At 71.8% G+C, this 14013-nt stretch carries 12 protein-coding genes and 1 pseudogene; 8 read left to right on the top strand and 5 right to left on the bottom strand.

What is annotated here, in order from left to right:
• Position 1: 1 nt before the first annotated feature.
• The 3 genes from AVL59_RS05095 (at position 2) to AVL59_RS05105 (ending at position 2795) form a co-directional block, all read left to right on the top strand.
• On the top strand, positions 2-760 hold the full coding sequence (locus tag AVL59_RS05095; protein WP_067299984.1) for a hypothetical protein: 759 nt from the start codon (positions 2-4) through the stop codon (positions 758-760).
• A 248-nt stretch (positions 761-1008) separates the two neighbouring features.
• The gene (locus AVL59_RS05100) at positions 1009-1671 is read left to right on the top strand and encodes an RNA polymerase sigma factor (RefSeq protein ID WP_067299985.1); all 663 of its coding nucleotides are present in this window, start codon (positions 1009-1011) and stop codon (positions 1669-1671) included.
• Positions 1671-2795 (top strand): hypothetical protein, encoded by a 1125-nt coding sequence (locus tag AVL59_RS05105; RefSeq protein WP_067299986.1) that lies wholly within the window; start codon positions 1671-1673, stop codon positions 2793-2795. Before AVL59_RS05100 ends, AVL59_RS05105 begins: the two co-directional genes overlap by 1 nt.
• A gap of 266 nt (positions 2796-3061) precedes the next feature.
• On the opposite strand, the gene AVL59_RS05110 is transcribed toward AVL59_RS05105, so the two are convergent.
• Positions 3062-3973, bottom strand: coding sequence for a L,D-transpeptidase family protein (locus AVL59_RS05110; RefSeq protein ID WP_067299987.1), 912 nt, complete (start codon positions 3971-3973; stop codon positions 3062-3064).
• 80 nt (positions 3974-4053) lie between these two features.
• On the opposite strand from AVL59_RS05110, the gene AVL59_RS05115 reads away from it, so the two are divergent.
• A complete protein-coding gene (locus tag AVL59_RS05115; protein WP_067299988.1) occupies positions 4054-5634 on the top strand; it encodes an acyl-CoA mutase large subunit family protein in 1581 nt (526 codons plus the stop codon).
• Between the two features lie 92 nt (positions 5635-5726).
• On the top strand, positions 5727-6377 hold the full coding sequence (gene leuE / locus AVL59_RS05120; protein WP_067299989.1) for a leucine efflux protein LeuE: 651 nt from the start codon (positions 5727-5729) through the stop codon (positions 6375-6377).
• Positions 6378-6406: 29 nt separating this feature from the next.
• Here the strand turns inward: leuE and AVL59_RS55500 are convergent.
• The 4 genes and pseudogenes from AVL59_RS55500 to AVL59_RS05135 all read right to left on the bottom strand — a co-directional run.
• A pseudogene (locus AVL59_RS55500) lies at positions 6407-6652 on the bottom strand (FAD-dependent monooxygenase); the annotation flags it as partial.
• Positions 6556-7710 carry an acyltransferase family protein gene (locus AVL59_RS05125; protein ID WP_208870311.1) on the bottom strand — a complete coding sequence of 385 codons (1155 nt, stop codon included), beginning with the start codon at positions 7708-7710 and terminating at the stop codon, positions 6556-6558. The pseudogene AVL59_RS55500 and the gene AVL59_RS05125, both read right to left, overlap by 97 nt.
• 184 nt (positions 7711-7894) lie before the next feature.
• Positions 7895-9229, bottom strand: a complete 1335-nt coding sequence (locus AVL59_RS05130) for an alpha-2,8-polysialyltransferase family protein (RefSeq protein ID WP_067299990.1) — start codon at positions 9227-9229, stop codon at positions 7895-7897.
• Complete coding sequence (locus AVL59_RS05135) at positions 9226-10203, bottom strand: glycosyltransferase family 2 protein (protein WP_067299991.1); 978 nt, start codon at positions 10201-10203, stop codon at positions 9226-9228. The genes AVL59_RS05130 and AVL59_RS05135 overlap by 4 nt, the downstream gene beginning before the upstream one ends.
• A gap of 198 nt (positions 10204-10401) precedes the next feature.
• Between AVL59_RS05135 and AVL59_RS05140 the strand changes: the two genes are divergently transcribed.
• From AVL59_RS05140 to AVL59_RS05150, 3 genes are read left to right on the top strand one after another with little or no spacing between them, the layout of a single operon-like run.
• Positions 10402-11721, top strand: a complete 1320-nt coding sequence (locus tag AVL59_RS05140; protein ID WP_067299992.1) for a DUF6716 putative glycosyltransferase — start codon at positions 10402-10404, stop codon at positions 11719-11721.
• Between the two features lie 32 nt (positions 11722-11753).
• Entirely contained in the window at positions 11754-13049 is a 1296-nt protein-coding gene (locus AVL59_RS05145; RefSeq protein WP_067299993.1) for an N-acylneuraminate cytidylyltransferase, read from the top strand.
• A 12-nt stretch (positions 13050-13061) separates the two neighbouring features.
• Entirely contained in the window at positions 13062-14000 is a 939-nt protein-coding gene (locus tag AVL59_RS05150) for an N-acetylneuraminate synthase family protein (RefSeq protein ID WP_067299994.1), read from the top strand.
• Positions 14001-14013 lie beyond the last annotated feature (13 nt).

Raw genomic sequence — 14013 nt, forward strand, 5'->3', positions numbered from 1 at the left:
GGTGAACGGCACAGCGGCGACGGGCCGCCCGGCCGCAGGCGCGGGCACCCCGGCGGCACCGTCCTGGGCCCTGGGCCGGCCGGCGGGTACGCCGCGTTCGAGGCGCGGTTCGCCGCAGCGCTGCGCCGGTACGACGCGGCGGACGCCGTCGCCCCCCGAGGCCGCGCAGCGCGCCCTGACCGCGTTCCGTGCCGCGCGCGACTGCGGGGCGCACCGGGCGCGCACCCGGCGCCGGGACGACTGGCGGCCCCGGGAGCCGCGCCGCGCACGGTTCTTGCCGAAGACCACGCTCTCGGTGTTCCTCGCGAGTGTCACGCTGGGCGGCGTCGCCTTCGCGGCGATCGGCTCCGCGGGTCCTGCCGGGCACCGGGACGGCGACGGACGGCGGGCACGGCCTTCGGTGAGCGCTCCGGCCCGGTCGGCGGCCCAGCCGCACGGCACCGCGTCCGGGACCCCTTCGGCGCGCTCGGACCATCCGGCCACCGCTCAGGACACCCTCGCCCACTGCCGTGCCTACGAGCGGGTCCGCGGCCGCGGCAAGGCGCTGGACGCGACGGCCTGGCAGCGGCTCGTCACGGCCGCCGGAGGCGAGAAGAACGTCACGGCCTACTGCGCCGGCCAGTTGACCCGGGCAGGCGGACAAAAAGCAGATAAAGCAGATGAACCCGCCAAGTCGCACAACAGCGGCAAGAAGGACAAGAGCGAGAAGGTCGGCGGGAGCGGTGCCGCCGATCCGACGAAGGCCGACGGGTGGCACTGACCCCTCTCGCCTGCGCCGATGCCGTCGAGGCAACGGCCGGGGCCGCCACCCCCCACAGGAGAGGCCCCGGCCGTCGCGCGACACGGGCCGCGCGGCGGCCCGTACTTATTCCAGCGCCGTGAGTGCGTTTTCTGTCACACCCATGCGTGTCACGAGTTAGTTGCATCTTCTACAGACATGGACGGGGAGCGGTTTCACGCCGTAACGTGCCTTTCGCGCCGACCGAAGACAGGCGTAAAGGGAGTGCGGTGCTGGGGGACGACGCGGAGCTGACCACCGCGGTGTGTGCGGCACAGGACGGGGATGAGACCGCGTTCCGTACGGTGTACCGCGCGGTGCATCCGAGGCTGCTCGGTTACGTACGCACGCTGGTGGGCGATCCGGACGCCGAGGACGTCGCGTCCGAGGCCTGGCTGCAGATCGCCCGGGACCTCGACCGGTTCAGCGGCGACGCCGACCGCTTCCGGGGCTGGGCCGCCAGGATCGCCCGCAACCGCGCCCTGGACCACATACGGATGCGCGGCCGCCGCCCCGCCATCGGCGGCGACGAGACCGAACTGACGGGGCGGGCCGCCGAGTCCGACACGGCCGGCGAGGCCCTTGAGGCGCTGACCACGGACAGCACCCTCTCGCTCATCGCGCGGCTCCCGCAGGACCAGGCCGAGGCGGTCGTCCTGCGCGTGGTGGTGGGCCTCGACGCCAAGACCGCAGCCGAGACGCTCGGCAAGCGCGCGGGCGCCGTACGCACCGCCGCGCACCGTGGCCTGAAGCGGCTCGCGGAGCTGCTCGGCGACGATCCGGAATCGGCGGGCGTGCTCGACGCGCTCCCGCCCCAGCGAGAACCGCGCGGTCGCGCGGTGACGTCCGCAACTGTGACGCATACGCGTGCGCGGACGCAGAAGGACATGTGATGGCCGACGAGCAGTACAAGTGGCTTACCCGGGAAACGGCGGAACGTCTGCTGCGTGGTGAGTCGCTGGAAGCCGTCGACATCTCCGGCCGTGACCAGGCGGAACAGCTGGGCAAAGCGCTGGGCGCCCTGGCCGCGGAGGCGGCCCCCGCGGCCGGGGAACTCCCGGGCGAGCAGGCCGCGCTGGCCGCGTTCCGCAAGGCCCGCGAGGCGGCCGAGGCCGAGCGCGATGCCGCCGCGCTCGCCGACGGCACCCCTCGTGGCCGCTCCCGACGCACCTCGCGCGCCCTTGACGAGAGCCTGGTCCGCATCGGCGCCGCGACCCGTACCGGAATCCGCTCCCGCCGCCCGAGCTGGGCCCGGCCGGTGCGCCTGGCGCTCGCCGCGGCGGTGGCCGCGGGCACGCTCGGCGGGGTCGCCGTGGCCGCCGGCAGCGGGGTGCTGCGGCTGCCGTTCCACGAGGAGCCGGGGCCCGCGGCCTCCGTCTCCGCCCAGAACTCCTCGGAGCCGCTCATCTCCCCCTCGCCGCAGTCGACTCCGGGTGCCGACCCCGACCGGGGCACGCCCAGCGCCGGCGCCGGCGGGTCCGCGGGCGCGGATCCCTCCCGGGACGCCGCCGGACAGGGCAGGGGCAAGAACAAGGGCAAGGGCAAGGGCAAGGACAAGGGCGCCGAGCCCGGCTCCGCCGATCCCTCCGGGATCCCCGGCACCTGGTGGAAGGTGGCCGTCACGGCCTGCCGCGACATCCGGGACGGCAAGGAACTGGGCAACGACCGCCGGCGCGTCCTGGAGGGTCTGGCGGGCGGCTCCGCGCGCGTGACCACGTACTGCAAGTCCGTCCTGGACGCGGACCGGTCCGCGTCCGGCGGCCAGGGCGAGGGCGGCGACGGTGACGGCGACAAGGGCGGCGGAAACGGCAAGGGCGACGGGAAGGACAAGGGCGAGGGCAACGGCCAGGGCGGTGACGACGACGGTCACCACGACGACGGTCACCACGGCGGCCGTCACCGCACCGCCGTCCCTCCCGTCCCCGCCGCCCCCACGACCTTCGGTCCCCTGACGCCGGCCCGGCAGCAGGCCACCTTCCCGGCACCCGCGCCGAGCCCGACGTACACCGCGCTCTGAGCCCCGCGCGTCCGGGGCCTGTGCACGCGAGCCCTCCGCGCCCCAGTCACACCCCTCTGACCTGGGCTTTTGTCGGCCGCGAAGATTTTTCCGCGAAGGGTGTGACGTTTTTGGCCTCGAGTACGCAGTACTCAGTGAGCCGACTGGTCATCGGCCCTCGCACTGAGCCGGGGTTCCCCCCGTACCCACGGCTCGTGCACCTGGCGCGGGCGGGACACGTTCCCCCGGTCCCGCCCGCGCCCCACACTCTCCGCCGCCGAGGCGCCTCACCAGTACACGACGACCTTGTCGCCGATCCGCACCTGAGCGAACAGCTGGGCGATCGTCGCCTCGTCCCGCACATTGACGCACCCGTGCGAAGCCCCGGCGTACCCGCGCGCCGCGAAGTCGGAGGAGTAGTGCACCGCCTGGCCGCCGCTGAAGAACATCGCGTACGGCATCGGGGTGTGATAGAGCGTCGACACATGGTGCCGTGACTTCCAGTAGATGTGGAACACACCCTCGCGCGTGGGGGTGTACAGGGCGCCGAAGCGCACGGACAGCGTCTCGACCGTCCGCCCGTCGATCATCCAGCGCAGCGTCCGGCTGGTCTTGCTGATGCACAGCACCCGGCCGGTCAGGCAGCGGGGATCGGGCGCGGCGGGCGGCTGACCGCCCATCAGATACAGCTCCCACATGCCCGGCTGATGCGTCATCGCCCGCAGCCGCTGCCAGGTGACGGTGTCCACCTCACCGGTCCGCGGCAGTCCGCGCTTGCCCTGGAAGCCCTGGACGCCCTGCTCGGTCAGCGAGCCGTACGTCCCTGTCGGCCCTTCGGACAGCCAGTCGACCTGGCGGAGCCGGGCCTGCAGTTCGCGCACCCCCGGGCCGCTGTCGCCGCGCGACCACAGCACGCGGGGTGTGGACTGGGCGGGTCCGCCGACGGGCGGGCCCGTATTCGTCCGGTCGGGCTCCGGACTGTCGGCCGTCCGGGTGGGCTGCGGACTGTCGGCCGTCCGGGTGGCGTCGGGGGCGTCGGCCGTCCCGGTGGGTTCGGGGCCACGGCTGGACGGCAGCTGGACGTGCACCGGCGCGTGGCCCTTGCCGTCGGCGTCCGGTGGCTGCACGGAGCAGCCGCAGAGCGCGGCAAGGGCGGCGGCCGAGGCGAGTGCGGCGGCGGGTCTCCCCGGGATCCTCATGCCCGAGATGCTTCCCCGCGTGACCGCCGTCGAACAACGGGGCATGGTGAGGGGGGATAAAACGTACTGCGGAGGCATCCATGACGCGCGAGTCGGAGTCCGGACTGCCCGTGGAGCGGGTATACGGGCCGGCGGACCTGACCGGCTGGGACCCGGCCGAGAAGCTGGGCGAACCGGGGGCGTACCCGTACACCCGCGGGGTGTACCCGACCATGTACACCGGCCGCCCCTGGACCATGCGCCAGTACGCCGGCTTCGGCACGGCGGCCGAGTCCAACGCCCGCTACCGGCAGCTGATCGCCCACGGCACCACCGGTCTGTCCGTCGCCTTCGACCTGCCCACCCAGATGGGCCACGACTCCGACGCGCCCCTCGCGCACGGCGAGGTCGGCAAGGTGGGCGTGGCGATCGACTCGGTCGAGGACATGCGGGTGCTGTTCGACGGCATCCCGCTGGACCAGGTCTCCACCTCGATGACGATCAACGCCCCGGCGGCACTGCTGCTCCTGCTCTACCAGCTGGTGGCCGAGGAGCAGGGCGTACCGGCGGACCGCCTCACCGGCACCATCCAGAACGACGTCCTGAAGGAGTACATCGCGCGGGGCACGTACATCTTCCCGCCGGGGCCCTCCCTGCGCCTGACCGCCGACATCTTCAAGTACTGCACCGCCGAGATCCCGAAGTGGAACACGATCTCGATCTCCGGCTACCACATGGCCGAGGCGGGCGCGTCCCCCGCGCAGGAGATCGCCTTCACCCTCGCCGACGGCATCGAGTACGTCCGGACGGCGGTGGCGGCAGGCATGGACATCGACGACTTCGCGCCCCGCCTGTCCTTCTTCTTCGTGGCCCGTACGACGCTGCTGGAGGAGGTGGCCAAGTTCCGCGCGGCGAGGAGGATCTGGGCGCGGGTGATGCGCGAGGACTTCGGCGCGCGGAACCCGAAGTCCTGGATGCTGCGCTTCCACACCCAGACGGCCGGGGTCCAGCTGACGGCCCAGCAGCCGGAGGTGAACCTGGTCCGGGTGGCCGTCCAGGCCCTCGGGGCCGTGCTCGGCGGCACCCAGTCGCTGCACACCAACTCCTTCGACGAGGCGATCGCGCTGCCGACGGAGAAGAGCGCCCGGCTGGCCCTGCGGACGCAGCAGGTGCTGGCGTACGAGACGGACGTACCGGCCACGGTGGATCCCTTCGCGGGCTCGTACGCGGTGGAGAGGCTGACCGACGACGTCGAGGCGGCCGCGCTGGACCTGATGCGCAAGGTCGAGGACCTCGGCGGGGCCGAGGCGGCGATCGAACGGGGCTTCCAGAAGGCCGAGATCGAGCGCAACGCGTACCGCATCGCGCAGGAGACCGACTCCGGTGAACGGGTGGTGGTGGGCGTCAACCGCTTCCGGCTGGACGAGGAGGAGCCGTACGAGCCGCTGCGGGTGGACCCCGCCATCGAGGCGCGGCAGCGGGAACGCCTGGCCGAGCTGCGGGCCGGGCGGGACCAGGGGGCGGTGGGCGCGGCGCTGGACGCGCTGAAGAAGGCGGCGGAGGGCGAGGAGAACGTGCTGTATCCGATGAAGGAGGCGTTGCGGGGGCGGGCGACGGTGGGGGAGGTGTGCCATGCGCTGCGGGAGGTGTGGGGGAGTCATGTGCCGACGGAGACCTTCTGAGTGACGACGCCGGACGCCCCGCGCCCTCCTCGGCGGCGACGGCCGGCCCACCCCGAACCGGAGTGTCGTACCCCCGTGCGACACTCCTTCTCATGTTCGGCGTCATCGATCTCCCCACCTACCTGGCCGGCCTCGTCCTGATCGTCCTGCTGCCCGGCCCGAACTCGCTCTACGTCCTCTCCGTCGCCGCCCGCCGCGGAGTGCGAGCCGGTTACACCGCCGCCGCCGGCGTCTGGTGCGGGGACACCGTGCTGATGACGCTGTCCGCCGCCGGGGTGGCCTCGCTGCTGCAGGGCAACGCCGTGCTGTTCGGGATCGTGAAGTACGCCGGCGCCGGATATCTGACCTGGCTGGCGATCGGGATGCTGCGGTCCGCGTGGGGGATGTGGCGCACCCGGCGGGAGAAGCCCGTCGAGGAGGCCGGGACGCTCGCCCCGGCCGAGGAGCGGCCCTTCCGCCGTGCCTTCGTCGTCAGCCTCTTCAACCCCAAGGCGATCCTGTTCTTCGTCGCCTTCTTCGTGCAGTTCGTGGACCCGGGCTATGCCTACCCGGCCCTCTCCTTCGTCGTCCTCGGCGCCTTCGCCCAGCTGGCCAGCTTCCTCTACCTCAGCGCGCTGATATTCGGCGGCACCCGCCTCGCCGCCGCCTTCCGCCGCCGCAAGCGGCTGTCGGCGACGGCCACCTCGGCCGCGGGGGCCCTGTTCCTCGGCTTCGCGGTGAAGCTGTCGCTGGCCAGCGCGTAGCGCCTGGCGGCGGCCCGCCCGGGCCCGCCCGCCGGTGAGCGGATGTGCGCCGCGTCGCCCGCGAGAAGGACCCGGCCCACCCGGAAACGGCCGGCCGGCGCGGCACGGAAGTCCGAGGCCCCTCCCGGGAGGGCGCCGGGAGGGGTACGACATCGAGGAGCGCCGCACGGGCCGGCGGCTACGGCCGGGCGAGGCGGCCGGCCAGGGACTCCCGCTTCAGCGCCTTCTTCAGCCGTGGGCCGAACGGCTTCTCCACGAAGCGGTTGATCAGCCAGGCCAGCACCAGCATGCCGAGCACCGTCGTCGCGAGCGTCGCGTACGGGGGCAGTCCCAGGCCCCGGTGCAGCACCCGGATGGCGAACCAGCCCAGGTGCTCGTGGACCAGGTAGAACGGGTACGTCAGCGCGCCGGCCGTGGTCAGCCAGGACCAGTTGGCCCAGCTGGTCCAGCCCACCGCCACGACCGCCACGGAGGCGAAGGCGAGGGTGACGATCAGCACGATGACGTGCGGGTCGCGGACGAGGTCGCCGTGCGCGCCCGGGTGCCACAGCCCGTGCGTGGCGGTGCTCTGTCCGAGCAGCCAGGAGACGGCCACGATGCCCCACAGCAGCAGGTCGCTGCCGAAACGGTGGATCAGGTAGAGGGCGAGACCGCCGATGAAGAAGGGCGCGTACTCCGGCATGACCAGCTGCTTCAGCAGCTGGTTGTCGGACGTGTTGGTGAGCACCGTCGCCAGCGTCCACACACAGCAGAAGAGCACGACCCGCCGGTAGGTGACCCCGCGCATGACGACGAGCAGGGCGAACAGCGCGTAGAAGCGGACCTCGGCCCAGAGCGTCCAGCACACGCCCAGCACGCGCGTCGCGCCCATCGGCTGCTGCAGCATCGTCAGGTTGACCAGGAACTCGTCGAGGCGGACCGCGTGCACGACGGCCGGCAGGACGAGGGAAGCGCCGGTGACCAGCACCAGGGCGACCCAGTAGGCGGGGTAGAGGCGGGCGACGCGGGAGCGGAAGAAGTCGCCGAGGGTGCGGCCCCAGCTGCTCATGCAGATGACGAAACCGCTGATGACGAAGAAGAACTGGACGCCCAGGCAGCCGTAGGCGGACATCTGCGACAGCGTCGGGAAGAGGAGGTGCGGCGACCGGTGCCAGGACTCGGAGACCGTGCCGCCGCGTCCGGTGTAGTGGTAGAGGCAGACCATCAGCGCGGCCACGAGCCGCAGACCGTCCAGCGCGAGCAGACGGTTCTTGTGGCCGCCGGAGACGGACGGGGCGGGGGCCGGCCTGGGTGCGGGCGGAGCGCTGGTGAGGGTGGAGGACGAAGCAGGCATGATGCTCCACATTTTTCCCGAACAAACGCTAAGCACTTCGGATTTTCATGTGAATTTCCAAGGCGCGATTACGCTCCGGCAATTCGCCCGACAGACCGCCTCTGTTTACCTGTTCGCCTCTTTTACTTCCGGCCGACAAAAAAGGGCGGGCCCGCGCGGGCCCGCCCTTGGATGGAATGCCTGGTCAGCGACGCACGACCCGGCGCAGATTGCGCGCCTGGCGCGCCACCCGGCGGACCGTGGCGTTGCGGGGGATGAACGCCAGCTGGGCCGGCACCCCGCCGGGCAGCGCCAGCGAGGTCAGACGCCGGCGCTTGAAATAGCGCAGCGTCCGCTCGTCGTGGTTCTTCGCGAGGTACCGCTCGGTCTCCTCCCGCAGCCTCGGAAGGATCTTCGGCTGCATCGCGAAGCCCACCGCACGCACCAGCGCGCCCAGCGCCTCGACGTCCCTGCCCCGGCGCTGCTCGGTGACCGCGGCACGGTCGCCCAGCTCCGGCAGCAGCGCGTCCACGACGGTGACCGGGACCCGGTTGCTGTTCTCGTACGGCGTCAGCTGCTCCAGCAGCAGATCCGTGCCGACCCGGGCGACCGGCAGGCCGTAGAGCGCGGAGGCGGTCAGCAGCGCCGTGGAGAAGCAGCCGACGACCAGCGCCGGACGCATCCGCTGGTACAGCACCTCGGCGAGGACGGGCGTGTCGAGCACGGTGAGGTCGACCTCGAGCCTCTCCGCCTCCTGCTCCAGGGTGCGGGTGAAACGGGCCGGAGCGGTGGGGTGCGGCTTGAACACCACCTTGGTGTGCCCGAGCGCGACGGCCCCCTTCAGCATCCGCACATGCAGGTTCTCCTCCTGCTCGGCGGTGAGGATCTCGAGCGCGGAGAGGTACTGCCCGAGCAGCAGCGCGGGCTCCTCGACCTGGGGCAGATCGTCGCCGAGGGGCGCGAGCTGGGCCAGCACCTTGGTGAAGGCCGGCGTCGGCAGAATCTCGCCCGGCACGCCGAACTCGGTGAGCAGCAGCGGCTTCAGGCCCGGCACCAGATCGAGGTGGAGCACCCGGTCCACCCGGGTGCCGACCAGCGGGTCGATCTTGTTGCGGGTCGGGCCGTAGCTCATCAGACCGTCGGCGTAGACGGTGACCGGGGCGCCGGTGAAGATCTGGGCGAGCGCCAGGGACGGGTTGACCTGGATCGACTCGACGGCCAGCTCCACGTCGTCGTCCCCGAGCCGCCACTCGTGGCGCAGAAACCGCTCCCACAGGGGCATGTCGTCCACCCGGGGAGCCCAGCCGCCCGGGTGGAAGGGGAAGATCGTCTCGTTGTACGACAGCACGTCGTCGAAGCGGTCGCGCAGCCGCTCGAAGCCCGGCATCTCGTCCAGGCCGGGCGTGGTCTCCGGCGTGGCCGCGTTGTTGCAGACCAGCAGGATCCGCCGGTCGGCCGGGCGGAAGCAGCCGGAGTCCAGGGCGGCGGCGAGCGTGGCCGTGCCGTACAGCGTCGACGCCTGGAAGATCTGGGTGGTCACGCGGCGGCTCCCGCGGGGGCGGGACGGCGGCGCAGCCGGCGCAGCTTGGAGGCGCGCTCGATGTCCATCGAGTCCAGGGCCTCGTCCAGCACATCCTGCGGCATGCGCCGCAGCGCCGCGGCACTCATGGATTTCAGTTTCTTCGCCACCGCGGGCTCGAACCTTTCGATGGATCCCACATGATGGGAAATGATGGCGCAGTACGTGCGGACGGCCTTCGGCAGCAGGGCGGCCGCCTCCGGGTCCGCCGCGGTTTCCGAGATGACCTGGTCGAACGCGCGAATGAAGTCGAGCTGCCGTACATCACCGATCTGGGTGAGTGACGTGGCTACTCCGCGCCGGTAGAACACACCCATCAGGCTCACCGCGGCGAAGGACTCCGCCTCCCGGTGCAGCTTCCAGATCCACGGCCGGTCCTCGGCCGTGCGCAGTCCGTCGGTGAAGTGCAGCAGGCCCTTGTCCACCAGGCGCCGGTGGTAGATGCCCGCCCAGGCGAAGGCGTAGTCCACGGAGGTGGAGCGGTCGGCGGGCAGGATCGCCTCGCGCGGGTTCAGCACGACGCCCCGGCGGCCGACCGGCACCCGCTGCACGCTGCGTGCCCGTGCGGTGCACTGCACATGGTCGGTGCGCAGGAAGTCGCAGCCGAGATCCTCGATCGCGCCGACCAGCTGCGGGTAGTAGCCGGGGGCGAGCCAGTCGTCGCCGTCCAGGAAAGTCAGGTACTCGCCCCGTGCCCGGTCGATGCCGGTGTTGCGGGCGGTCGCCAGCCCTCCGTTCTTCTCGTGCCGGACGAAGACCGCGCCCGGCAGCTCGCGCTCCGCGCGCGCGAGAATCTCTGGTGTCCCGTCGCGGGAACAGTCGTCGACGAGAATGAATTCGAAGTCCTCACGCGCGTTCGCCTTCAGGCTCCTGAGCGTGTCGGGCGCATATTGCTGCACGTTGTAGAACGGCACGATGACGGAGAGCTTGACCACGTCAGGGACGTTAGGGGGAAGCCCGTCATGTGTCTTGACCGTCGGCTTGATATGAGGTGAACGACGTATGGCGAAGCTGTGAACCGGGCTTTTTCGCGACGCGATCATGACCCGATTCGCCATTCGGCGATGTGCTGTTAACCGTTTGTTGTATTCGGGTTGGGCGGAACCTCGGAATGCCTTCCTAGCGTCTTCGGCGTGCCAGCAAGTGCAACGAAGGCCCTGCGGGTCGCCGTCCTCGCGGATTCCGACACCCGGTGGAAGTGGGGCGCGCTCACCGCGCAGCGCGTCACCCCCACCGACGCCGAGATCCGGCTCGACGGCTACCTCCTGCGGGGCCGAGCGACCCCGACCGCCCGCCAGCTGAACGAAGTCGGCGTCCGCGCGGACTCCCTCCGCGAGGTGACCTCCGTCGAGTTCCTGCGCGCGATGAGCGAAGACGCCGAGAACCCGTACGACGTCCTCGTCCTCGCCCTGGTCGGCGGCGCTGTCCAGGCGATGCTGCACGGGCTGCGGAGCGCCTGGGGCTCCGGGAGCCGTCCCGTCGTCGTCACCGGCTATGTCGGCGTCGTCTACGAGAAGCTCGCCGACGGCCTGCTGCTGCGGCACGGCGCGGACCTCGTCCTCGCCAACTCCCGCCACGACGCGGACCGGTTCCGGGCCGTGTACGAGGGGGTCGGCGCCGACGCCTCCTCGGTGACCGAGGTCGCGCTGCCCTTCCTCGGCGGAAAGCCGTACACCGGCGAACACCAGCCCTACACCGTCGTGTTCGCGGCCCAGCCCTCCGTCCCGGACAGCCGCAAGGACCGTACGTACCTGCTGAACCGGCTGATCCAGCACGCCCGCAAGCACCCCGAGCGCGAGGTGCTGCTCAAGCTGCGCTCCAAGCCCGGCGAGCACACCACCCACATCGAGGAACTGCCGTACCAGAAGCTGGTCCAGGGCACGGACGTGCCCGCCAACTTCCGCCTGGTGTACGGCCACATGGGCGAGGTGCTCGACCGCACCGACCTGCTGGTCACGATCAGCTCCACGGCTGCTCTGGAGGCCCTGCACCGCCGCGTCCCGACGGTCGTCCTGACCGACCTGGGCGTGCGCGAGGTGCTCGGCAACCACCACTTCACCGGCTCCGGGTGCCTCGCCTCCTGGGACCAGCTGGACGCCGGGCACCGCCCGGCGCCGGACGAGGAGTGGGTGGCCCGGCAGGGCGTCGCCGCCGACGGCTCGTACGCCACCGCCTTCGACGCGGCCCGCGAGCGCATCGCCGAGCTGCTGGACCGCGAAGGCGGCCTGCCGCCCCTGAACCCCTACTACACACCCGAGACCGCGCCCGGCTACCTCCCCGGGATCCTCGCGCGCCACCACCTCGGCCCCGACGGCGCCCCGCTGCCCGGCGCGCCCGCCGCCGACAAGGCGCCGGGACCCGTCCGCCAGATCGTGCGCCGGGCCGCACGCGGCGCCTACCGCCACGGCGTGCAGCGCGTGGCCCCCGTGATCCGACGAATGGGAGAGCTGTGAGCGACCGGATCCCACGGCAAGGAGCAGAGCACATGACCGACGCCAACCCCGACGCACCCGCGGTGCGCCGCGTGCTCGCGGTGATCCCGGCGCGCGGCGGCTCCAAGGGTGTCCCCGCCAAGAACCTCGCCCCCGTCGGCGGCATCCCGCTGGTGGCCCGCGCGGTGCGCGAGTGCCGCGCCGCTCGGCTGGTGACCGACGTGGTCGTCTCCACCGACGACCAGGCCATCGCCGCCGCCGCCCGCCAGGCCGGCGCCGAGGTCGTGCTGCGCCCCGCCGCCATCGCCGGCGACACCGCCACCTCCGAGGCCGCCGTCCTGCACGCCATGGACGCCCATGAGGCCCTGCACGGCGCGCCCGTCGACGTCGTCCTGCTCGTCCAGTGCACCAGCCCGTTCCTGATCCGCGAGGACGTGGACGGGGTCGCGGGGGCCGTCGTCGAGAACGGCGCCGACACCGCCGTCACCGTCGCCCCCTTCCACGGCTTCATCTGGCGCGACGCGGCCGACGACCCGGTGGCCGTCGACACGGAGTCCACGGCGGCCGTCGGCGGATCCGTGACGGTCGCCAACTCCACGACGGTGAGCGGCGGTTACGGCGTCAACCACGACAAGTCCTTCCGTCCGCGCCGTCAGGACCGCCCGCAGGACCTGCTGGAGACCGGCGCCGCCTACGCGATGGACGCGGCCGGCTTCCGCGAGCACAAGCACCGCTTCTTCGGCCACACCGAGCTGGTCCGCACCGACCCGGCCCGGGTCCTGGAGATCGACGACCCGCACGACCTGGCCCGCGCCCGCGCCCTCGCCCCGCTCTTCGACGCGGACCGCCCGGGCGCCCTCCCCACCTACGACGACATCGACGCCGTAGTCCTCGACTTCGACGGCACCCAGACCGATGACCGGGTGCTGATCGACTCCGACGGACGGGAGTTCGTCTCCGTGCACCGCGGAGACGGACTCGGCATCGCCGCCCTGCGCAAGAGCGGCCTGAGGATGCTGATCCTGTCCACGGAACAGAACCCGGTGGTCGCCGCCCGGGCCCGGAAGCTGAAGCTCCCGGTGCTGCACGGCATCGACCGCAAGGACCTCGCGCTGAAGCAGTGGTGCGAGGAGCAGGGCATCGCGCCTGAGCGCGTGCTCTACGTCGGCAACGACGTCAACGACCTCCCGTGCTTCGCCCTCGTCGGCTGGCCCGTGGCGGTCGCGAGCGCCCACGACGTCGTACGCGGCGCCGCACGCGCGGTCACCACGATCCCCGGCGGTGACGGCGCGATCCGAGAGATCGCCAGCTGGATCCTCGGCCCCTCTCTCGATTCCCTCCCCAAGTAAGGACATCCCCTGATGAGCACCAACTCCCGTCTGCGCACGTTCGGTTCGCGCGAGGTCGGCCCGGGCCGTCCCGTCTACATCTGCGGCGAGATCGGCATCAACCACAACGGTGAGCTGGAGAACGCGTTCAAGCTGATCGACGTGGCCGCCGAGGCCGGCTGCGACGCCGTCAAGTTCCAGAAGCGCACCCCGGAGATCTGCACCCCGCGCGACCAGTGGGACATCGAGCGCGACACCCCCTGGGGCCGGATGACCTACATCGACTACCGCCACCGCGTGGAGTTCGGCGAGGACGAGTACCGCCAGATCGACGAGTACTGCAAGGAGAAGGGCATCGACTGGTTCGCGTCCCCGTGGGACACCGAGGCCGTCGCCTTCCTGGAGAAGTTCGACGTCCCCGCCCACAAGGTGGCCTCCGCGTCCCTGACGGACGACGAGCTGCTGCGCGCCCTGCGCGCCACCGGCCGCTCGGTCATCCTCTCCACCGGCATGTCCACCCCGAAGCAGATCCGCCACGCGGTCGAGGTCCTCGGCTCGGACAACATCCTCATGTGCCACGCCACCTCCACCTACCCGGCCAAGGCCGAGGAGCTGAACCTCCGCGTGATCAACACGCTGGAGAAGGAGTACCCGAACGTCCCGATCGGCTACTCCGGCCACGAGACCGGCCTGCAGACCACGCTGGCCGCCGTCGCCCTCGGCGCCACCTTCGTCGAGCGCCACATCACCCTGGACCGCGCCATGTGGGGCTCCGACCAGGCCGCCTCCGTGGAGCCGCAGGGCCTCGTCCGCCTCGTCCGCGACATCCGCACCATCGAGGCCTCCCTCGGTGACGGCGTCAAGAAGGTCTACGAGTCCGAGCAGGGCCCGATGAAGAAGCTGCGCCGCGTCGCCGGCGTCGTCGCCGAGGCGGAGATCGCCGCGGCGGCGGGCGAGCCGGTCTCGGTCTGAGTGCCCTGATCGC

The organism is Streptomyces griseochromogenes, from assembly GCF_001542625.1.
Classification (GTDB): domain Bacteria; phylum Actinomycetota; class Actinomycetes; order Streptomycetales; family Streptomycetaceae; genus Streptomyces; species Streptomyces griseochromogenes.

Coding starts and splice junctions, on each gene's coding strand:
- AVL59_RS05150 (WP_067299994.1), top strand. CDS start 13,062: ATGAGCACCAACTCCCGTCTGCGCACGTTCGGTTCGCGCGAGGTCGGC.
- AVL59_RS05110 (WP_067299987.1), bottom strand. CDS start 3,973: ATGAGGATCCCGGGGAGACCCGCCGCCGCACTCGCCTCGGCCGCCGCC.
- AVL59_RS05105 (WP_067299986.1), top strand. CDS start 1,671: ATGGCCGACGAGCAGTACAAGTGGCTTACCCGGGAAACGGCGGAACGT.
- AVL59_RS05125 (WP_208870311.1), bottom strand. CDS start 7,710: ATGCCTGCTTCGTCCTCCACCCTCACCAGCGCTCCGCCCGCACCCAGG.
- AVL59_RS05145 (WP_067299993.1), top strand. CDS start 11,754: ATGACCGACGCCAACCCCGACGCACCCGCGGTGCGCCGCGTGCTCGCG.
- leuE (WP_067299989.1), top strand. CDS start 5,727: ATGTTCGGCGTCATCGATCTCCCCACCTACCTGGCCGGCCTCGTCCTG.
- AVL59_RS05115 (WP_067299988.1), top strand. CDS start 4,054: ATGACGCGCGAGTCGGAGTCCGGACTGCCCGTGGAGCGGGTATACGGG.